Origin of the sequence: Dechloromonas sp. ARDL1 (genome assembly GCF_051122455.1) — a bacterium.
Classification (GTDB): domain Bacteria; phylum Pseudomonadota; class Gammaproteobacteria; order Burkholderiales; family Rhodocyclaceae; genus Azonexus.
The window spans coordinates 2,533,679-2,554,205 of the sequence record NZ_CP168939.1; the positions used below are offsets into that span (position 1 = coordinate 2,533,679).

At 64.1% G+C, this 20,527-nt stretch carries 16 protein-coding genes; 4 read left to right on the forward strand and 12 right to left on the reverse strand.

The annotated features are described in order from the left end of the window. Positions 1 to 48: 48 nt before the first annotated feature. Positions 49 to 2,745 carry a bifunctional [glutamate--ammonia ligase]-adenylyl-L-tyrosine phosphorylase/[glutamate--ammonia-ligase] adenylyltransferase gene (gene glnE / locus AB6Q56_RS12425; RefSeq protein WP_434513485.1) on the forward strand — a complete coding sequence of 899 codons (2,697 nt, stop codon included), beginning with the start codon at positions 49 to 51 and terminating at the stop codon, positions 2,743 to 2,745. 60 nt (positions 2,746 to 2,805) lie between these two features. On the opposite strand, the gene mscL is transcribed toward glnE, so the two are convergent. The 4 genes from mscL to ybaL form a co-directional block, all read right to left on the reverse strand. Then, positions 2,806 to 3,231: a large conductance mechanosensitive channel protein MscL gene (gene mscL / locus AB6Q56_RS12430; protein ID WP_434513486.1), complete on the reverse strand. Its 426-nt coding sequence runs from the start codon at positions 3,229 to 3,231 to the stop codon at positions 2,806 to 2,808. Positions 3,232 to 3,329: 98 nt separating this feature from the next. Then, the gene (locus tag AB6Q56_RS12435; RefSeq protein WP_434513487.1) at positions 3,330 to 4,487 is read right to left on the reverse strand and encodes a pyridoxal phosphate-dependent aminotransferase; all 1,158 of its coding nucleotides are present in this window, start codon (positions 4,485 to 4,487) and stop codon (positions 3,330 to 3,332) included. 66 nt (positions 4,488 to 4,553) lie between these two features. Continuing rightward, the gene (locus tag AB6Q56_RS12440) at positions 4,554 to 5,438 is read right to left on the reverse strand and encodes a universal stress protein (protein ID WP_434513488.1); all 885 of its coding nucleotides are present in this window, start codon (positions 5,436 to 5,438) and stop codon (positions 4,554 to 4,556) included. 34 nt (positions 5,439 to 5,472) lie between these two features. Beyond that, entirely contained in the window at positions 5,473 to 7,176 is a 1,704-nt protein-coding gene (ybaL, locus tag AB6Q56_RS12445) for a YbaL family putative K(+) efflux transporter (RefSeq protein ID WP_434513489.1), read from the reverse strand. 200 nt (positions 7,177 to 7,376) lie between these two features. On the opposite strand from ybaL, the gene mtnA reads away from it, so the two are divergent. Genes mtnA through dmeF form a run of 3 tightly spaced genes read left to right on the forward strand, consistent with a single transcriptional unit; the run spans position 7,377 to position 10,085 of the window. Continuing rightward, a complete protein-coding gene (mtnA, locus tag AB6Q56_RS12450; protein WP_434513490.1) occupies positions 7,377 to 8,465 on the forward strand; it encodes an S-methyl-5-thioribose-1-phosphate isomerase in 1,089 nt (362 codons plus the stop codon). Between the two features lie 37 nt (positions 8,466 to 8,502). Continuing rightward, positions 8,503 to 9,090, forward strand: a complete 588-nt coding sequence (locus tag AB6Q56_RS12455; RefSeq protein ID WP_434517156.1) for a class II aldolase/adducin family protein — start codon at positions 8,503 to 8,505, stop codon at positions 9,088 to 9,090. Positions 9,091 to 9,095: 5 nt separating this feature from the next. Next, complete coding sequence (dmeF, locus tag AB6Q56_RS12460) at positions 9,096 to 10,085, forward strand: CDF family Co(II)/Ni(II) efflux transporter DmeF (RefSeq protein ID WP_434513491.1); 990 nt, start codon at positions 9,096 to 9,098, stop codon at positions 10,083 to 10,085. A gap of 4 nt (positions 10,086 to 10,089) precedes the next feature. On the opposite strand, the gene AB6Q56_RS12465 is transcribed toward dmeF, so the two are convergent. From AB6Q56_RS12465 to AB6Q56_RS12500, 8 genes are all read right to left on the reverse strand, one after another. Further along, positions 10,090 to 10,833 carry a flagellar brake protein gene (locus AB6Q56_RS12465; protein WP_434513492.1) on the reverse strand — a complete coding sequence of 248 codons (744 nt, stop codon included), beginning with the start codon at positions 10,831 to 10,833 and terminating at the stop codon, positions 10,090 to 10,092. Next, entirely contained in the window at positions 10,830 to 11,684 is an 855-nt protein-coding gene (locus tag AB6Q56_RS12470; protein ID WP_434513493.1) for an NAD(P)-dependent oxidoreductase, read from the reverse strand. The genes AB6Q56_RS12465 and AB6Q56_RS12470 overlap by 4 nt, the downstream gene beginning before the upstream one ends. Continuing rightward, a complete protein-coding gene (locus AB6Q56_RS12475) occupies positions 11,681 to 12,550 on the reverse strand; it encodes an NAD(P)-dependent oxidoreductase (protein WP_434513494.1) in 870 nt (289 codons plus the stop codon). Before AB6Q56_RS12475 ends, AB6Q56_RS12470 begins: the two co-directional genes overlap by 4 nt. Before the next feature lie 62 nt (positions 12,551 to 12,612). After that, positions 12,613 to 14,556 (reverse strand): putative bifunctional diguanylate cyclase/phosphodiesterase, encoded by a 1,944-nt coding sequence (locus tag AB6Q56_RS12480; protein ID WP_434513495.1) that lies wholly within the window; start codon positions 14,554 to 14,556, stop codon positions 12,613 to 12,615. Positions 14,557 to 14,715: 159 nt separating this feature from the next. Then, on the reverse strand, positions 14,716 to 14,943 hold the full coding sequence (locus AB6Q56_RS12485; protein ID WP_434513496.1) for a YgaP family membrane protein: 228 nt from the start codon (positions 14,941 to 14,943) through the stop codon (positions 14,716 to 14,718). Next, positions 14,940 to 18,089 (reverse strand): efflux RND transporter permease subunit, encoded by a 3,150-nt coding sequence (locus tag AB6Q56_RS12490; protein ID WP_434517157.1) that lies wholly within the window; start codon positions 18,087 to 18,089, stop codon positions 14,940 to 14,942. Before AB6Q56_RS12490 ends, AB6Q56_RS12485 begins: the two co-directional genes overlap by 4 nt. Before the next feature lie 69 nt (positions 18,090 to 18,158). Further along, positions 18,159 to 19,148 (reverse strand): efflux RND transporter periplasmic adaptor subunit, encoded by a 990-nt coding sequence (locus AB6Q56_RS12495; protein WP_434513497.1) that lies wholly within the window; start codon positions 19,146 to 19,148, stop codon positions 18,159 to 18,161. A gap of 87 nt (positions 19,149 to 19,235) precedes the next feature. Continuing rightward, entirely contained in the window at positions 19,236 to 20,519 is a 1,284-nt protein-coding gene (locus AB6Q56_RS12500) for an MFS transporter (protein WP_434513498.1), read from the reverse strand. Positions 20,520 to 20,527 lie beyond the last annotated feature (8 nt).

The window sequence follows — 20,527 nt, forward strand, 5'->3', positions numbered from 1 at the left end:
GCAAAAGATGACATTCTACCTTTTCGGCCCAGTAGCCGCCCCACCATCATGGACACCACGCTCGCCCCCCGCTGGCAGCCGGCCCTCGAACACAGCCGCTACCTCACCACCCTGCTCAACGCCCGCCCCGAGCTGATTCCCGAACTGGCCGCCACTTGGGAGCGGCCGCTTGACGAGGCGCTGCTGATGGCACCGCTGCGCCAGCCCCTGGCCGACGACGAGGCGGTACGCTCCACCCTGCGTCGCCTGCGCCAGCGGACCATGGCCCACCTCATCCTGCGCGACCTGTGTGGCCTGGCGCCGCTGGAAGAAATCGTCGAATGCATGACCCTGCTCGCCGACGTCACCACCAACTTCGCCCTCGACCATTACCACCGGCAACTTGCGGAAACCTACGGCGAGCCGCTCGACAGCCAGGGCCGGCCGCTGCGCCTGATGGTCATCGGCATGGGCAAGCTCGGCGGTCGCGAACTCAATGTCTCGTCCGACGTCGACTACATCTTCATCTACCCGGAGGAAGGCGATACAGCCGGCGCCGCGAAGTGCATCGAGAACTTCGATTTCTTCAATCGCCTGGGCAAGAAGGTCATCCAGGCACTGGGCGACATCACGGCGGACGGCCAGGTTTTCCGCGTCGACATGCGGCTGCGCCCGAACGGCGACTCCGGCCCGCTGGTCTGCTCGATCGACGCGCTGGAAAACTACTTCGTCACCCAGGGCCGCGAATGGGAGCGCTACGCCTGGATCAAGGCACGTACCATGAATGCCGGCGACAACCTGCAGCCGGACTGGGTCGTCGCCATGCAGAAAATCGCCCGCCCCTTCGTGTTCCGCAAATACCTGGATTTCGGCGCAATCAACGCCATGCGCGACCTGCATGCGCAGATTCGCCGCGAAGTTGCCCGCAAGGATATGGCCGATCACGTCAAGCTCGGCCCCGGCGGCATACGCGAAATCGAATTCATGGCCCAGGTCTTCCAGTTGATTCGCGGCGGCCGCGACCCCGCGCTGCAGATACGCCCGACGCTGCAAGTCCTCTCCCTGCTCGCCGAACGCAAGCTGATTTCCACCGAGACCGAGCGGGAACTGAACACCGCCTACGTCTTCCTGCGCCGTCTCGAACACCGCCTGCAGTACGTCGAGGACAAGCAGACGCACATGCTCCCGACAGACCCGGCCGAACGCGAAAAGATCGGCCGCAGCATGGGCTTTGCCGGCTGGGACGCGATGGCCGAGGTGCTGGGCAGGCACCGCGACATCGTCAGCCGGCATTTCGAAGCGGTGTTCTCCGACCCGGAGGCCGGCGAACACCCGCTGACCGGCCTGTGGCAAGGGCAACTCGATGAAGAGGGCGCGATCGAGGCGCTCGGAAATCTTGGCTTCCGGCAGCCGCGCGACGCCATCGCCCGCCTGGCCGACCTGCGCGCCTCCAGCCGCTACCAGCAGTTGCCTGCGGCCAACCGCTCGCGCCTCGACGCCGTCGGACCGCGCCTGATCGAAGCCGCTGGCGCGACACCGGCCCCCGACACCACGCTGGTGCGCGGACTGGCCTTCCTCGAGGGCATTGCCCGGCGCGGCGCCTACCTGGCCCTGCTCCAGCAATACCCGATGGCGCTGCGCCGCGTGGCCGACATGATGTGCGCATCGCACTGGGCCGCCGACTACCTGAACCGTTATCCGCTGCTGCTCGACGAACTGCTCGATCCGCGCCTGTACGAAATCGCCACCGACTGGAGCGGTTTCCGCGACAATCTGCGCGCCAACCTGTCCCAGCATGCCGGCGATACCGAGCGCGAGATGGACATCCTGCGCGAAATGCACCACGGCCAAGTCTTCCGGCTGCTGGCCCAGGACCTGGCCGGACTGCAGACCATCGAGCGCCTGTCCGACCACTTGACCGAACTGGCCGACACATTGGTCCAGGAAACCCTGCCGCTGGTATGGAGCACGATCAAGAAACGCCACCGCGACACGCCGCAATTCGCCGTCATCGGCTACGGCAAGATGGGCGGCAAGGAGCTTGGCTACGCCTCCGACCTCGACCTCGTCTATCTCTACGACGATGACGACCAGGAAGCCGCCGAGCACTACACGCGGCTCAGCCAGCGCCTGAATACCTGGTTGTCGAGCCAGACGCCGGCCGGCATTCTGTTCGAAACCGACCTCCGCCTGCGCCCGAATGGCGACTCCGGACTGCTCGCCGTATCCGTAGATGCCTTCCGCGACTATCAACTCAAGAATGCCTGGACCTGGGAACACCAGGCGCTGACCCGCGCCCGCTTCTGCGCCGGCGACCCGGCGGTCGGCCAGCGCTTCGAGGCAATCCGCGTCGAAATCCTGCGCCAGCCCCGCGAGTTGGCCAAGCTTCGTGAAGAAGTCGTCGCCATGCGCCGCAAGATGATCGATGCCCACGCCACGAAAAGCGAAACCGGATTCGGCCTCAAGCACGACCCCGGCGGCATCATCGACGTCGAATTCATCGTGCAGTACCTGATTCTCGGCCACGCGCACCAACACGCGGAACTGACCGGCAACCTGGGCAATATCGCCCTGCTGCGCATTGCCGGCGAACTGGGCCTGATCGATCCGGCCCAGGCCAAGACGGCCGGCAACGCCTATCGCGAGTTCCGCCGCCTGCAGCACGCCAAACGGCTATCGGCCAACCCGAAGGCGCCGATTCCTCGCGAGGAAGTGGAAAGCCACATCACGGAAGTGACCGGGCTGTGGCATGCCGTTTTCGGCTAAGCCGATCATCTGCCCATGAAAAAGCCGCCCTCGGGCGGCTTTTTTTGGAATGCCTGGCGCTTACTTTTTCAGCGAATCGCGGATTTCGCGCAGCAGGACGATGTCTTCCGGCGTCACCGGGGCAACCGGCTCCGGGACCGGTTCCGCCTTGCGCAGGCGGTTCATCTGCTTGACCATCATGAAGATGATGAAGGCCAGTATGATGAAGTTGACCAGGATGGTCAGGAAAGAACCGTAGGCGAAAACGGCAATACCCGCCTTCTTGAGATCGGCCAGGGTTGCCAGATTGTTCGGGTTATCACCGAGCACGACGAAAAGATTGGAAAAATCCAGCTTGCCGACAACGCGGCTGACGATCGGCATGATCAGGTCACCGACGATGGAGTCGACGATCTTGCCGAAAGCACCACCGATGATCACACCGACCGCGAGATCCATCGCATTGCCCTTGACCGCGAACTCTTTGAATTCCTGAATCATACCCATAGCTTTTTCTCCGTTGAATATTAGGTAGGTTGTAGGTGCGCCGATTATTCTCTTCGGGGCAAAATCCGGTCAAGCGTTTTTCATAATTTCAGTTTTCCCTACAAAGCTTTACAAAGCCGCTCTGCGGCGGCCTCCAGCGTTTCCTCCCGTTTCGCGAAACAGAAGCGGACCACCCTGTCGTCGCGCCCGTCGGCATAGAACGCCGATACCGGGATCACCGCCACCCCGACTTCGCGCGTCAGCCACTCGGCGAAAGCGCGGTCCGGCAGGTCCGAGATCCGGTCGTAACGGGCCAGTTGGAAATAAGTACCGCAGCAAGGCAGCAATTCAAAGGGCGTGTCCGCCATCAGCCGGCGGAAACTGTCCCGCTTTTCCTGGTAGAACGCGGCCAGCCCGAGATGGCGGGAGGCATCCTGCATGTACTCGGCAATGGCCAGTTGCGACGGCGCGTGCACGGTGAAGACATTGAATTGATGCACCTTGCGGAACTCGTCCATCAGCGCCGATGGACCGACCACATAGCCGATCTTCCAGCCCGTGATGTGATAAGTCTTGCCGAAGCTGGAGACGACAATGCTGCGCGCCGCCAGTTCCGGATGTCCGCACAGGCTGGCATGCCGCTCGCCGTCGAACAGGATGTGCTCGTACACCTCGTCCGAGACGATCACGATATCGGTGCCGCGGACCAGTTCGGCCAACCGCTCGAGATCAGCCTTGCCGAGCAGGCTACCGGTCGGATTGTGCGGCGAATTAACCATGATCATCCGCGTTCTCGGCGTGATCAGGGCCGCCACCTGCGTCCAATCGGGCGCATAGTCGGGAAATTTCAGTTGCGCGGGAATCGCCTTGCCACCCACCGTTTCGATGGCCGGTACATAGCTGTCGTAAACCGGTTCGAAGACGATGACCTCATCACCGGGCCTGACGAAGGCAGCGACGGCGGTAAAGATGGCCTGCGTCGCCCCCGCCGTGACTGTGACCTCCGATTCGACGTCGAAACGCGTGCCGTACAGGGCGGCCACCTTGTCGACGATGGCCTGGCGCAGCTCCGGCAGACCGGCCATCGGCGCGTACTGGTTGCGTCCGGCCAGCATATGGCGATGCACTGCGTCGAACAAGGCCGGCTCGGCCTGAAAGTCGGGAAACCCCTGCGACAGGTTGACGGCGCCGCATTCGGCGGCCAAGCGGGACATGACGGTGAAGATGGTCGTTCCCATGGCCGGGAAGCGGGAATCGATGCGAACCTTGGTTTCCATGGTCGGGACAGGAAAAGACGAGACCAGCACTATGCCACAGCAAGCCCGGCGGGCGCTGCGCCGTGCTCAGGCGACGACCAGCACGTCGCTCTGCGACTCCGCCAGCAGGTGCTTGGTGGTACTGCCGAGCAGCAACTCCTCGAAAACGCCCGCGCCATGTTTGCCGACCGCGATCAGGTCGCAATCCAGCTCTTGCTCGTACTCGAGGATGCGCTGCGATACATCGCCATGGACGACCACCTTGCGCAACCTGCCGGAGGCGATGCCGCTTTCCTCGAGCAAACCGGCCAAATTCGCCTCCGCCCGGGCAGCCGCCTGCGTGCGATAACACGCGATTTTCGCCTCATCGACACCGGCATAGCGCAGCTGCCCCTCGAAGGGCACTTCGAACACATGCATTGCCACCACGGCCGCAGCGGGGGCTATCTCCGCCGCAAGCCGCAGCGAACGCAGGGAAACCGGCGAAAAATCGACAGGAACCAGGATGCTGCGGTAGCGCTCGTGAGGGGGCTGCCTGACCACCAACACCGGGGTGCGCGCCGAACTGAGCATCCGCTCGGCGGTTGAACCCAACAGGATGTGGCGCAGGAAGCTGGCACCTCGCGCCCCGACAACCAGCAGGTCCGCCTTGGCGGCATCGACGCGGGCCAGCAGGCTGGGCAGCAGATCGCCGGTGGTCAGGTCGAGAGCCGGCGCGACAGCGAAGCGCTGATGAAGCGCCTCCCCAAGATCGCGCATTGCTTCGCGCAGTTGCGCCTGCAAGGTCTCCGCCACGCGCTCGTCGGCCGTGCCCAGCAACTGCCGCAGTTGCTCCAGCGGAGCCTGGCTCGCCACATGGACCAAGGTCAGGCGGAGATCCTTGTCGGCAGCAATCATGCCTGCCCGCTCGATGGCATGACGTGCCGGTGCCGACAGGTCGGTGGCGGCAACGATGCTGTTCAGGTTCGACATACGCGCTCTCCCTTAGATGAAGACACCCATACAATCAGCGGCCCAGCTTTTCCTCGCTGCGCCGCAAAACGTGACCGGCCATGCTGCGTGCCAGCTCCTCCTCGCCGAGAAAGACGGTACCCAGCTTCTCCCGGCGCAGCAACTCGGACTCCACCTCGCTGTGCGTGCGCAAGACGATGTCGATATCCGGATTCAGCGCCCGCGCGGTCGCCACTATTTTTCGCACGTCGATCGGGTCTGGCGTGGCAACAACGAGCATGGAGGCGGCGGCGATATGCGCCTGAATCAGAACGGAAGGCTCCGCCGCGTCGCCCGACACGGCAGGAACGCCTCGTTCGCGCAGAGTCTCCACCAACTCCCGGTTCTGTTCGGCAACGACGAACGGGATGCCCCGCTGCAGCAAGTTTTCGGCGATGCGCTGCCCGACGCGCCCATAACCGACCAGCACGACCTGACGCTCTAGATACTTGCGCTCGGTATTCGTCGGCAGTTCAGCATAGGGATCGTCGCGTTGCTCGAGTTGGCGCGCGACCGACGACATGCCCAATACCCTGCGACGCAAGGGCTCGATGACCGAAAACATCAGCGGATTGAGGCCAATCGATATCAGGGCCCCCGCCAGCACCAGGCTCATGCCCTCCGCCGACATCAATCCCAGCGCCTGGCCAAGACCGGCCAGAATGAAGGAGAACTCACCAATCTGGGCCAGGCTGGCGGCCACGGTCAACGCGGTATTCAGGGGATAGCGGAAGGCCAGCACGATGGCCAGCGCGGCCAAGGTCTTGCCAAGCATGATGATGGCGACGACGACCAGGACGCGCATCGGCTCCTCGATCAGGATGGCTGGCTGAAAGAGCATGCCGACCGAAACAAAGAAGAGTACTGAAAAGGCATCGCGCAACGGCAACGATTCCTCCGCCGCCCGATGGCTGAATTTCGATTCGCGCATCACCATGCCGGCGAAAAAAGCACCAAGCGCAAAGGAAACGTTGAACAAGTGGGCCGCGCCATAGGCGATACCGATGGCGGCGGCCACCACGGCCAGCGTGAACAACTCGCGCGAGCCGGTGCCGGCCACCTGCCAAAGCAGCCAGGGAATCACCTTGCGGCCGACCGCCAGCATCAACCCGATAAAGGCGCCGACTTGCAGCAGGGTCTTTGCTACCGTCATGCCGACCGACTCGCCTGCAGAAGCCGATGGTGCCTCGCCGCCCAGCACGCCGGCGAGCGGCGGCAACAGGACCAGGACGAGCACGGTGGCCAGATCCTCCACGACCAGCCAGCCGACCGCGATCCGCCCGTTCATGCTGTCGAGCACACCGCGTGCTTCGAGCGCCTTGAGCAGGACGACCGTGCTGGCGCAGGACAACGACAGCCCGAACAACAGGCCATGCCCCCATTCCCAACCCCAGGCCATCGCCACGCCGAGTCCGAGCAAGGTGGCGCACGTCATCTGCACCACGGCACCGGGAACGGCGATGCGCTTGACGGCCAGCAAGTCGCCTAACGAAAAATGCAGGCCGACGCCGAACATCAGCAACATCACGCCGATTTCGGACAATTGGGCGGCCAGATGCATGTCGGCGACAAAGCCCGGTGTTGCCGGCCCGATCAGGATACCCGCAACCAGATAGCCGACCAGCGCAGGCAATTTGATGCGCTCGGCAACGAAACCAAGAATCAGGGCCACGCCAAAACCGGCGGCCAGTGTTGTAATCAGGGAAATATTGTGTTCCATGCATCCTTTCCGGTTGTCACATGTGTTTTATCATCAATCCGGCCCATTACTGACAGTCGTGACGAAATATCGGCCAAAAATCGGGCAGGCGAGGCAGTTCTCCGCCGTCGCGCGCACTGATTGACCGCCGAGCCTCCCGGCAGTTCATCGGCCGGCAAACAAGCCGCCCGGAATCCCGCGCCTATGCCAAAATTCGCCCCATGAACATCGACGGCATTCCCACTCGCACCCTGCGCGCCCACCCCGAACGGCGCGTCATCGACATCATTGACCAGACCCGCCTGCCACATGCGCTGCACTGGGTTCGCGTCGCCACGCTGGAAGAGGCGGCCCATGCCATTCGCGCCATGCAGGTGCGCGGCGCCCCGCTGATCGGCGCCACGGCGGCCTACGGAGTGGCCATCGCGCTCGACTTCGAGGCTTCCGACACCCGGCTGAACGAAGCGGTGAGCGTGCTCGGCGCCACGCGTCCGACGGCGGTCAACCTGCACTGGGCGCTGGCGCGCATGGAAAAGCATCTGCGCCCGTTATCTCCGGAAGCACGTTGCGACGCAGCCTGGGCCGAAGCCGCCGCCATCGCCGAGGAAGACGTGGCGCAGAACGCCGCCATCGGCCAGCACGGCCTGAAACTGTGGAACGAGCTGATCGTCGCCGACGGCCAGACCTTGAACATCATGACCCACTGCAACGCCGGCTGGCTGGCCACCGTCGACTGGGGCACCGCCCTGTCGCCGGTCTACGCCGCCCACGATGCCGGTGTGCCAGTGCATGTCTGGGTTTCGGAGACCCGGCCGCGCAACCAGGGCCTGCTCACCGCCTGGGAACTGGAGCAGCACGGCGTGCCGCACACCCTGATCGCCGACAACGCGGCCGGGCTGCTCATGCGCACCGGCAAGGTCGATGCGGTGATCGTCGGCGCCGACCGCATCGCCGCCAACGGCGATGTCGCCAACAAGGTCGGCACCTACCTCAAGGCGCTGGCCTGCGCCGACAACGGCATTCCCTTCTACGTCGCCGCGCCGCGCTCGACCCTCGACTTCGCCTGCCCGGAAGGTGCCGACATCCCGATCGAGGAGCGCGACGGCGACGAATTCCGCCTGGTGCATGGCCTCGACCAGCACGCCCAACCGGCCGCCCTGCGCCAATTGCCGGCCGGCGAGGATGTCGCCAATCCGGCCTTCGACGTGACGCCGAACTGGCTGGTCAAGGCCATCATCACCGAACGCGGCGTCTGCCCGGCCAGCCGCGAAGGCCTGCTCGCCCTCTACCCGGAAGAAACCCGTGGCTGACGATCTGCGCGACCAGTTGATCGCCACCGCCCGCGCCATGCAGCCAGCCGGGCTGAACAAGGGCACCTCGGGTAATGTCAGCGTGCGCCGCGACGACGGCTTCTACATCACGCCGACCGGCATGCCCTACGACCGCCTGGCCGCCGACGACATCCCGCTGATGGCCCTCGATGGTTCGCATGTCGGCAGCCGCAAACCATCGTCCGAATGGCGCTTCCACCGCGACCTCTATGCCGCCCGCCCCGAAGTCGGCGCCGTGCTGCACGCCCATTCGCCCTTCGCCGTCAGCCTGGCCTGCCTGCGTCGCGACATCCCCCCCTTCCATTACATGATCGCCCGCTTTGGCGGCGACACCATACGCTGTGCCGATTACGCCATTTTCGGTTCGGAAGCGCTGTCGGTGTCGGCCATGGCGGCCATGGCCGACCGCAAGGGCTGTCTGCTGGCCAACCACGGCCTGCTCGTCGCCGGCCGCGATCTCGACGAAGCCCTGGCGCTGGCTGCCGAACTGGAAGAACTGTGCGAACAGTACTGGCGCGCCTGCCAACTCGGCGAACCGGTGCTGCTCTCGGACGGTGAAATGGCCGACGTCCTCGTCAAGTTTTCCGGTTACGGCCAGCAATGAGCAGCATGGACGACAAGCGCCACGATCTGTCGCGCTGGGCACACCAGCACCAGTACGGCAACGGCAACACGGCCGCCGAACGCAGCACCCGCCTGGTGATGTGGATTACCGTCGCCACCATGCTGGTCGAAATCGTCGCCGGCTGGTGGTTCAACTCGATGGCCGTGCTCGCCGACGGCTGGCACATGAGTTCGCATGCGCTGGCCATCGGCCTGTCGGCCTTCGCCTACTCGGCATCGCGCAAGTATGCCGACGACCCCAGTTTCGCTTTCGGCACCTGGAAGATCGAGGTACTGGCCAGCTACACCAGCGCGCTATTCCTGCTCGCCGTGGCCGGAGCCATGGTCTTCGGATCGCTGGAACGGCTATGGTCGCCACAGCCCATTCACTATCTGGAAGCGATGGGCGTCGCCATTTTCGGCCTGGTCATCAACCTGGTCTGCGCGCTGATCCTGGGCGGGGCGCACGACCACGGGCATGATCATGGTCACAACCACGGACACGATCATGCGCACGGCCACGATCACGGCCATGCCCATCACGACCATCACCACGACCTCAACCTGAAGGCCGCCTATATCCATGTCGTCACTGATGCGCTGACTTCGGTGCTGGCCATCGCCGCCCTCGCCGGCGGCTGGTTGTGGGGCTGGAGCTGGCTGGACCCGGCAACCGGCCTGGTTGGTGCCGTGCTGGTTGCGTTGTGGGCGAAAAACCTGATCGTGCAAAGCGGCCGCGTGCTGCTCGACCGGGAAATGGATCACCCCGTGGTCGAGGAAATCCGTGAGGTGATCGCAGCTCTGCCCACCGCTGGCCATACCGCACTCACCGACCTGCATGTCTGGCGCGTCGGCAACGGCGCCTATGCCTGCGCGATCAGCCTGCTGACACACGATGCCACGCTGACCTCTCTGGATATCCGTCGGGCGCTCGCCATCCACGGCGAGATTGTTCACGTGACCAGCGAAATCCACCTCTGCGACGAATGTCGCTGAGGCGTCAGATCAATTCGTGCCGCTCGCGTTCGACCTTGGCAATGTAACGCTGGATGCGGCTCTGGTCGGCCATGGATAGATCGTCGAACTGGACCCCGATGCGCCAGCCACGCTGCCCGGTGCGCGTCTCGTAATCGCGGTAGTTCCGCACCATGGCGCTGAAATACAGCTGCTTGCTGTCACCGGGCAGCGCAAAATGACAGTTTTGCAAGACTGTCCCCAGATCGACGCCCTCGGGCAGTTCTGCTGCATCGACCCCAGCCCCGCCGACCGAGATGTCGTGCACGGGCAGCTTGAGCAAGCGACCGTCGGCCAGCCGGGCAAACAGGAGCAGGGGATTGACCCGAGGCGTCTCGATGCGAAAATGTTCGCGCCGCTGCAAACGAACGACATGATCGGGCAAGGTGACGCTGAATGCCTTGTCGCCTTCATAGTTCAACTCGCTCGCCCTGCCGGTGGAAAAATGCACGGGCACGCCCCCCGGATGCCCGCGAAAGACATTCTTCTCGCTGAGCAAGAAACGCCTGTTGGTGTCGGCACTACCGCTGCAATCGAAAACAAGGCGCCCCTTGTCTGCCTGCACGGCGAGCAAGGTGGTCAGGAACATCTCGTCGCCGGCATGGAAATGCACGGAAAACGATTCGCGTGCCTTGGCAAAACCACCCAGCATGAAGGCAACCGGCTTCTCACCACGGATGCTGTAGCGCTCCTCGATTTCCGTATCCGACAACGGGTCGATCTGGCTCACGACAACTCCAGCACGCGCAGCAACGACGCCGTATCGTCACGTCCCCAGCCCTGCGCCATCAGCGCATTGAGCTGCTGGCCGACGACCGCCGCGAGCGGCATCGGCACCCCGCTTTGCCGAGCGGCTTCAAGCACCAGCCCGAAATCCTTGTGATGCAGGCGGGCTTCGATGCCGGCCGCGAAATCGCGGCGCACCATGCGCTCGCCCATCACATCGAGCACGCGCGACGCCGCGGAGCCTCCCGCCAGCGCCTCGCGCACCTTGCCGCAGTCGACGCCGGAGGCCGCCGCCAGCCGCATGGCCTCGGCCGCAGCCTGGATGGCGGCGACCATGATCATCTGGTTGCAGGCCTTGGCGACCTGCCCGGCGCCGTTCGGCCCGACATGGACAATGCGCTTGCCGAGACATTCGAGCAGCGGACGAACCCGATCCAGCACGACAGCCTCGCCGCCGGCCATGATGGCGAGCGTGGCATCGATAGCGCCCTGCGCCCCCCCTGAAACAGGTGCGTCGAGCATGTGAATGCCTCGTTCACCCAGCGACGCCGCGATGCGGCGGGCGACATCGGGCGCGATGGTCGAGCAATCGACCAGGACCGAACCCTTCTCCATACCGGCGATCAGGCCGTTTTCACCGAGCGCGACACCTTCGACATCGGCGCTCGACGTGATGACCGTGAACACCACCTCGCACTGTCGGCCGAGCTCGGCCGGCGTGGCACAAATCGTTGCCGGCAATCCGGCCGCGCTTTCCGGGCGGCGTGCCCAGACGAAGAGTTCATGGCCCGCCCGCTGCAAGTGCAATGCCATCGGACGCCCCATGACACCGAGGCCGATGAAGCCGACTTTCACGATGCTTGGCCCGACAGCTTTTCCAGCAGCTTCAGCACGGCGATCGAGTCTTCCTCGCCGTGGCCGCTGCCGACCATGGCATTGAACATCTGCGCGGTCGCCGCCGAGCCGGGCAGGCAAAGGCCCAGTTCATGCGCCGTCTGCATCACGATGTTGAGATCCTTCTCGTGCATCCAGCTCTTGAATCCCGGCTTGAAATTACGGTCGAGCATGCGCTGCCCATGATTCTCGAGGATACGCGAATAGGCGAAGCCGCCGAGCAGCGCCTCGCGTACCTTGGCGCCGTCGACACCGTTCTTGCTGGCAAAGGCAAGCGCTTCGGCAACCGCCAGCACGCCCATGCCGGTCACGATCTGATTGGCCGCCTTGGCGACCTGTCCGGCGCCTGACTCGCCGACATGGATGATGTTCTTGCCCATGCAGGCGAAGGCCGGACTGGCCTTGGCAAAGCCGGCCTGCGAACCGCCGGCCATGATCGACAGGGTGCCGGCGATGGCGCCGACTTCGCCGCCTGACACCGGCGCATCGATGAAGTCCACGCCGACGGCAGCCAGCTCTTCGCCGATCCGGCGCGCCGCCCCCGGGGCGATCGTGCTCATGTCCACCGCCACCAGTCCCGGCTCGGCACCGCTCGCCACGCCACGCATGACCTCGGCGACATCGGGCGCATCGGCCACCATGGAAATCACCAGCTCGTTGCCGCGTGCGGCATCGGCCGGACTGGCGGCTGCCCGCGCACCGGCGGCCAGCAACGGCTGCATGGACTCGGCACGGCGCGCCCAGACGGTCACCTCATGTCCGCCCTTGATGAGATTGAGCGCCATCGGGCGCCCCATGATACCCAGGCCGATGAATCCAATTTTCATAACCAACTCCGTGTCCACAAGCTGCGAATTTTTAGATAACCGCCAGGCGCGGTCAAGGCCGATCAGGCCGGGAGTGCCGCAAACAGGCCAAACCCGCCGAAACCGACGACCTCTTCGGCCGATGCCGGCTGATAGAAGTGGAAGCCCTGCACCCGCTCGCACTCCAGGGTGCGCAGGAACTCGGCCTGGGCGAAGTTTTCGACCCCCTCGGCAACGAGTTGCAAACCGAGCGAACGACCGAGCAGCACGATGGAGGTCAACAGCGAGGCGGCGTCGGGATCGCTATCGACATCAGCCAGGAAGGAACGGTCGATTTTCAGGCGGTCGAGCGGGAAGCGACGCAGGTAGGCCAAAGACGAGTAGCCAGTTCCGAAATCGTCGATCGCCAGCTTGACGCCCATGTCCTTGAGTTCGGTCAGTGTCCGGATCGCCTCGTCGACACCATGCATGACGGTGCTCTCGGTGATCTCCAGCTCCAGGCGATGGGCGCAGACCCCCGTTTCAGCCAGGATGGCACGCACCGAGCGGGCAAACTCCGGTTGGCGGAACTGGTGCGCCGAGATGTTGACCGCCATCTCGCCCATGTCGACCCCCTGATCCAGCCAGGAGCGGACCTGGCGGCAGGCCGTCAGCAGTACCCAGTGACCGAGGGGCAGGATCAGGCCGCACTCTTCGGCAACCGGGATGAATTCAGAAGGCCCGATCAGCCCGCGCTGCGGGTGCCGCCAACGCACCAGCGCCTCGACCCCGACCACCTTGCCACTGAGGAGGTCGACCTGTGGCTGGTAGTGCAGGACCAGCTGGTTCTCGGCCAACGCGCGCCACAACTCGCTTTCCAGATGCAGGCGCTTGGTCGCCGCTGCGTTCATCGGCTCGGTGAAGAACTGGTAGTTGGCCCTGCCGTGGGCCTTGGCGTAATACATGGCCGTATCCGCATTGCGGATCAGCGCTTGCCCGTCCCGGCCATCCTCGGGATAGAGGCTGATGCCGATCGAAGGCGTCATGTGCAGGATATGGCCGTCGATATCGCAAGACTCGCTGATCAGCTTGATCAAGCCGTCCGCCAGTGCGGCGACCGCTTCTTCGCTATCCATCTGCTCGATGAAGATGACGAATTCGTCGCCCCCCAGGCGAAACAGCCGCCTGGCCGGATCCATGTGGGCACCGATCCGGCGCGCCAGTTCGGCCAGCAGCCGGTCGCCGGCGGGATGGCCGAGCGAATCGTTAACTGTCTTGAAATTGTCGAGATCGATGACCAGCAAGGCCATGCGGTCGATGCCCGGCACCGCCCCGTCGATCGCCATGAGCAAATGGGCATCGAGCGCCAGGCGATTGGGCAGGTTGGTCAGCGGATCGTGGCGGGCGAGATACTCGAGGCGCTGGGCCTGCGCCTTGCTCTCGCTAACATCGGAGAAGACCGCGACATAGTGCGAGATATTCGCACCGTCCTCGCAAATGGCCGTGATGCGCAGTTGCTTGGGGTAGAGGGTGCCGTCCTTGCGCCGATCCCACAGCTCGCCCTCCCAGTAGGCGTTTTCGGCGACGAAATCCCAGACATTGCGATGACCGGTCAATCCCTGGTGCCCGGCGCTGAGACGGGTGGGCGTCAGACCGATGACCTCTTCCGCTGCGTAGCCGGTGATTGCCGTGAACGCGGCGTTCACCGAGAGAATGCGCTGCGCACTGTCGGTCAGCATCATCGCTTCCGAAGCGTGATCGACGATCAGGCGTTGCAAGGCCAGCCGGGCCGATGCCTCGACCGCCGCACGCCGCGTGTGCCGCCATGCCTGCCAGACCAGCAGGGTGAGCGCCCCCCCCAGTATCAGGACAAAGCCGATCCAGGGCAGATCGGCGCGAAAACTCCTGTCAGTCGCCAGGGTGAGATTCGATTTGAACGGGTAAGCGAGCATCCACAGGTCGTGGCCGATCAGGCTCCACACCAGAAGAAGCGCCCCGAAGGCGACGAGACCATAGTGGCGACCGGAAGCGGTCGGGCTGACACGCAAGATGAAGCTACCAGAACATGAACATGGCTGGCAGTGTAGCCGAGAAAGGTATTACTTTCAGCCTAAATCTATCGGCCAACAAAAATATTTTGCGCCTATACAACAATCGCTTAGGAGCGATTATTAATCCTCGACATCAAAATATGACCGAGTCCTTGTCTATCCGCAGCAAGCGTCGCCATCGCCCTTCCGGAAGCCCATCCGGCGCAGCAGTTTTTCCGGCGGACAGAACCCCGTAAAGCCGCTTTGCAGCAGGTTGAACCCGACGAAGGCGGTGAATGCAAGGAACCACCGGGAGACGAACAAGGGGCTCTCATCGACGCCCAGCGCCAACGACAACAGAATGAAGCTGCCGGCCATGATCCGGATAATGCGTTCGATGGTCATGAATGATCCTTTCCGAAGACTGAAAAATAGAGCACGGGAATCACCACGAGGGTGAGCAGCGTGGAGACCAGAATCCCGAAGATGAGCGCCAGCGCCAGGCCGTTGAAAATCGGATCGTCGAGAATGAACAAGGCGCCGAGCATGGCAGCCAGTGCCGTAAGCGCAATCGGCTTGGCACGCACGGCAGCGGACTGGATTACCGCGTCGCGGAGAGGCACGCCGCCAGCCACCTGCTGCCTGATGAAATCGACCAGCAGGATCGAATTGCGGACGATGATGCCGGCGAGCGCGATCATGCCGATCATCGAAGTCGCGGTGAATTGCGAACCGAACAGCGCATGCCCCGGCATGACACCGATGATGGTCAGCGGGATCGGCGCCATGATGATCAGCGGCACCGAGTACGACCCAAAATGGGCGACGACCAGCAGGTAGATCAGGATCAGGCCGACCCCATAGGCGATCCCCATGTCGCGGAAGGTTTCATAGGTCACCTTCCACTCCCCGTCCCATTTCACGCTGTACCCGGCATACGGGTCCGGCGGCTGGCGGATGAACCATTCGCCCAGCACGCCCCCCTCATCGAGCGCCATGCCGTTGATCCGGGAGCGGATATCGAACATCCCGTAGAGCGGGGAATCGAGCTTGCCGCCCATGTCGCCGACGACATAGACCACTGGCAGCAGATCCTTGTGGAAAACGACCTTCTCGCGCGGCGCCTCGCGCACTTCGACCAACTCGGACACCGCGACCAGGCGACCGTCGCGCGAGCGCACGCGGAGCTTCAACAAGGCATCGAGCGACGATTGCCGCTCGGCCGGCAGAACGATGCGTACCGGCACCTCATACTTCGAATCGGCATTTCTGGCCGGTGTCACATCCACTCCGGCCAGCCCCATGCCGACCACCGCGACGATATCGCTCTGCGCCACGCCCAGTTGCGCCGCCTTGCTCTGCAGCACATGCAGCACCACCTTGCGGCTATCCGCCTCGACACTATCGTCCACGGCGACGACATCGGCACTCTCCTCGAAAGCCCCCCGCACCCGCTTGCCGACAGCCATCTGGCCGGCGTAATCGGGGCCGTAGATTTCGGCGACGATGGGCGACATGACCGGTGGCCCCGGCGGCACTTCAACCACCTTGGCGACGCCGCCGTTGGCCTTGCCAATGGCCTCGATGCGCCCGCGCACCGCCACCGCGATGTCGTGGCTCTGCCGCGAGCGATGGTGCTTGTCGGCCAGATTGACCTGGATATCGCCTTTTTCCGGCGCGGCGCGTAGGTAGTACTGGCGCACCAGGCCATTGAAGTTGATCGGGCTGGCCGTGCCGGCATAGGCCTGGTAATTCACGACATCGGCTTCCTTGGCCAACTCCCCGCCAATCTCGTGCAGCACGCGCGCCGTTTCCTCGACGGGCGTACCGACCGGCATGTCGAGCACGACCTGGAACTCGCTCTTGTTGTCGAAGGGCAGCATTTTCAGGACGACCAGCTGCACCCAGGCAAGCGATACCGAACCGAGAATCAGCAAAACAACCGCCAGCGCCAGCTTGAGCCGTGCCGCGCCTCCGGTGAGCGGATCGAGGAAGGGCGTCAGCAGCCGGCGGAAGAGCGTATCCAGCCGGGCATCGAGGCGGGAAACCCGCTGTCCCTCGGCGGCATGGCCTTGCGCCTTCATGAAGCGGGCCGCCAGCCAGGGCGTGACGACGAAGGCCACGGCCAGCGAAATGGCCATGCCCATCGACGAATTGATCGGAATCGGGCTCATGTACGGCCCCATCAGCCCCGTCACGAACGCCATCGGCAGTAGCGCGGCGATAACCGTCAAGGTCGCCAGGATGGTCGGGCCGCCCACCTCGTCGACGGCCCCCGGAATGATTTCCGGCAGGCTCTTTTCCGGATACAAGCCTTGCCAGCGGTGAATATTCTCGACGACGACGATTGCGTCATCGACCAGTATCCCGATCGAAAAAATCAGCGCAAACAGCGACACCCGGTTCAGCGTGAAGCCCCAGGCCCACGACGCGAACAGCGTTGCCGCCAGGGTCAGGGTCACGGCAATGCCGACAATCGCCGCTTCACGGCGCCCCAGCGCGAAGAAGACCAGCGCCACCACGAAAGCCGTCGCAAAAATGAGCTTGCCGATCAGCTTTTGTGCCTTTTCGGTCGCCGTCTCGCCGTAATTGCGGGTGATCGTGACCTCGACACCCTCCGGAATCACAGCATCACGCAAGGCGGCTATCCTCGCCACCGCCGCCTCGGCCACATCGGCCGCATTGACGCCGGGCTGCTTGGACAACTGTACGGTGACGGCCGGGAACTCGCCGTCGCGATTGCCGAACCAGGCATAGCGTCGCGGCTGGTCGGGGCCATCTTCGACCGTCGCCACATCGCTCATGAATACCGGCTTGCGCGATTTTTCGTCGCCACGCACCGCCACCACCAGTTGCTTCACATCCCCGGCCGACTCCAGGTAGGTCCCGGTCTGCACCAGCACCTCGCGATTGCCCGAGATCAGGCTGCCCGACGGCTGCAGGGCATTCGATACCTTCAGCGCCCCGGCCAGGTCCTGCGGCGTCACCCCGTAGGCGCTCATCCGCTCAGCATCCATCAATACGCGGATGGCGTGATCCGGGCCACCCAGCGTCGACACATCACGCGTCCCCTTGATGCGCTTGAGCTCGGTTTCGACGGCGCGCGCCACCTGCTGCAGCTCGAAGGCCGAGCGCGTGGCATCGGTAGTCCAGAAAGTCAGCGACAGGATGGGGACATCGTCGATACCGCGCGGCTTGATCACCGGCTCCTGCACCCCCAGATTCGGCGCCAGCCAGTCGCGATGGGAATGCACGGTGTCGTACAGGCGCAGCACCGCATCGTTGTATTTCACCCCGACATCGAACTGCACCGTGATCACCGCCATGCCCGGGCGCGACATCGAATAGACATGCTCGACACCGTGCAGCCGCGACAGGACCTGCTCGCCGGGCCGGGCAACCAGGTTTTCGACATCCTTGGCCGACGCGCCGGGAAACGGGATCAGCACATCGGCCATGGTGACGTCGATCTGCGGCTCCTCCTCGCGCGGCGTGACCAGCGTGGCGAAGAGCCCCATCAGGAAGGCAACCAGCGCCAGCAAGGGGGTCATCCGCGAGGCCAGGAAAACGGCGGCGATGCGCCCGGAAATCCCCAGCGAATGCTTGTCGGCGGACACGGCTTATTTGCCCGATTTGAGCTGGATACCGACCCGGAGGGGATCGGTCGCGACCTTGTCGCCGCTTGCCAGCCCGGCCAGCACCTCGATTTCAGCGTGTCCGACCGTATCGCCGAGACGCAGCTGACGCAAGGAAAACCGGCCGTCGGCGGCCTGCACGTAGACGGCGGAAACTTCGCCGCGGCGCAATACGGCAGCCGTTGGCACGGTCAGTTTCTCGGCCTGCCCGATCACGAAATGCACGCGGGCGAACATGCCCGGAATCGCTTCCGGCATCGCCGGCAAGCCAATGCGTACCGGAGAAACATGCGTCGCTGCATCGGCAGTTGGCAGCACCTGGACCGACGTCGCCGTCACCCACTTGCCCAGTTCCGGAAACTCGACCCGCGCCGTCCTGACGGCGCGCATCTCCTTCAGGCGATACTGCGGAATGCTGGCCGTCACCCGCAAGCTGCCCGGCTGATAGAGCGAGAACAGCTGCGCTCCGGGCATGGCCATGTCGCCCGCCTCGGCATGGCGACGGGCAATCACGCCGGCCATCGGTGCCACGATGGTAGCGTGGCTCTGGCCGGCAAGGGCGGCGGCACGATTGGCCGCAGCGGCATCCAGGTCGGCCTTGGCCTTGTCGACGGCAGCCTGGCTCACGAACTTCTGTGCCTTGAGCTGCTGCTGGCGCTCGAAATGCGCCTTGGCATTGGCATGCACGGCATCGGCGGCGCGTAGCGCTTCGCCGGCCTCGCGCGCATCCAGGCGCATCAGCACGTCCCCTTTGTTCACCACCTGACCGGCATCGGCCCTGACTTCCAGGATGCGCCCAGCCAGTTGGGCGCCGACCGTCGTCTGCTGCACGGCCTCGACGACCGCATCAGCCGGAAAGCTGAGATCAACGGCGTGCGGCCGCACGGTAACGACCGGCAGCGGCTCGGCCGCCAGCGCAGCCACGGCAAACAGGGACAAGCCCCACGCGAAAGGACGAAAGGCATTTGCGTTCATGAATATAAGAATACTCTAATTTATGAGCGCAATGCAAGCCGACACGTCCGAGCACGTTGATTTATCTTGGGTTTTCGGCTCGGAGAATCAGGCCGGCTTCCAGATATTGCGGCAGCGCGTTTCGACAATCCACCAACTGCATGCCGCACCAGCCACGGCCAACGCAACGGCAACGCCCAGCCCGCCACGCCATGCCGCGAGATCGTACACCCTGGCCCCGGCCAGCATTTCACCGCGCCAACCGAGATCCATGACCCAGCCGACCAACGGCTGGCACAAGGCTGCCGCCAGGAAACTGCCCATGTTCGTTACGCTGGTCGACATGCCCGACAACATGGGCGGGTTGACCTCCTTGGCACACGCCCAGGTCAGGGAAAAACCGGCCGTCGCCACGCCCAGCAAGCCAAACATCGCGTAGGAGAACTCGATCGGCAGACGCACGCCGGAAAGCAGCCACAACCAGACCAGCGCGTAGATATGACTGGCGGCGATGATGACCGGCTTGCGTCGCCCCAGACGATCCGACAGCGTGCCCAGCAACAGGCAGCCGACTGCGAACCCACCGAACCACAACGACAGATGCGAGGCCGCCACCGGGCGCGCCATGTCGTGCACCTGCATCAGGTAGGGTACGGTCCACAAGCCGGCGAAGGTGAAGAAGGCGCCACAGGTCCCGGTATTGACCAGGATGGCCGGCCATGTCGCACGGTTGCGCACGACCGACAACAGGCTGTTGAGCAAGACGGTACGGTCGAAGCGGGGAGCAACGCCCACCACGCCCTCCGACTGCTCCGGCCGGTCGCGCACGATCAACCAGCACAGCGCGGCCAGCACCAGAGAAAGCGCCCCGACACCGATGAACACACCACGCCAGCCGGTGGCCTGCGCGACGGCGGAGAGCGGCGCGCCCGCCAGCACCGAGCCCAGGTTGCCGATCAGCATGCAGATGCCGACCATGGTGGCGAACCGGTTCTCCTCGAACCAGACGGCGATCAGCTTGAGCATGGCGATGAAGGTGACCGACACGCCGAGGCCGATCAGGGTTCGGCCAAAGAGGGCAACGTCGAGCGACGGGGCAAATCCGAACAGGAAACTGCCGACCCCGCCAACCACCCCGCCCAGCACCAGGATACGGCGCGGCCCCAGGGTATCGGCCAGCATGCCGGTCGGCACCTGCATGACCGTATAGACATAAAAATAAGTGGCCGCCAGCACCCCGAGCGAGGCTGCCGAAGTCTGGAAAGCAGCCGCCAGGTCGTTGGCGATGCCGGCCGGCGCAAAGCGCTGGAAGAAGGACAACACGTAGGCCAGGGCCACGATGCCCAAGGCCAGCCAGCGGCGGCGCATTTGCGCGGGAGTCAGGTTCAGCATGTTCTCTC

Coding starts and splice junctions, on each gene's coding strand:
- glnE (WP_434513485.1), top strand. CDS start 49: ATGGACACCACGCTCGCCCCCCGCTGGCAGCCGGCCCTCGAACACAGC.
- mscL (WP_434513486.1), bottom strand. CDS start 3,231: ATGGGTATGATTCAGGAATTCAAAGAGTTCGCGGTCAAGGGCAATGCG.
- AB6Q56_RS12435 (WP_434513487.1), bottom strand. CDS start 4,487: ATGGAAACCAAGGTTCGCATCGATTCCCGCTTCCCGGCCATGGGAACG.
- AB6Q56_RS12440 (WP_434513488.1), bottom strand. CDS start 5,438: ATGTCGAACCTGAACAGCATCGTTGCCGCCACCGACCTGTCGGCACCG.
- ybaL (WP_434513489.1), bottom strand. CDS start 7,176: ATGGAACACAATATTTCCCTGATTACAACACTGGCCGCCGGTTTTGGC.
- mtnA (WP_434513490.1), top strand. CDS start 7,377: ATGAACATCGACGGCATTCCCACTCGCACCCTGCGCGCCCACCCCGAA.
- AB6Q56_RS12455 (WP_434517156.1), top strand. CDS start 8,503: ATGCAGCCAGCCGGGCTGAACAAGGGCACCTCGGGTAATGTCAGCGTG.
- dmeF (WP_434513491.1), top strand. CDS start 9,096: ATGGACGACAAGCGCCACGATCTGTCGCGCTGGGCACACCAGCACCAG.
- AB6Q56_RS12475 (WP_434513494.1), bottom strand. CDS start 12,550: ATGAAAATTGGATTCATCGGCCTGGGTATCATGGGGCGCCCGATGGCG.
- AB6Q56_RS12485 (WP_434513496.1), bottom strand. CDS start 14,943: ATGACCATCGAACGCATTATCCGGATCATGGCCGGCAGCTTCATTCTG.
- AB6Q56_RS12490 (WP_434517157.1), bottom strand. CDS start 18,089: ATGACCCCCTTGCTGGCGCTGGTTGCCTTCCTGATGGGGCTCTTCGCC.
- AB6Q56_RS12495 (WP_434513497.1), bottom strand. CDS start 19,148: ATGAACGCAAATGCCTTTCGTCCTTTCGCGTGGGGCTTGTCCCTGTTT.
- AB6Q56_RS12500 (WP_434513498.1), bottom strand. CDS start 20,519: ATGCTGAACCTGACTCCCGCGCAAATGCGCCGCCGCTGGCTGGCCTTG.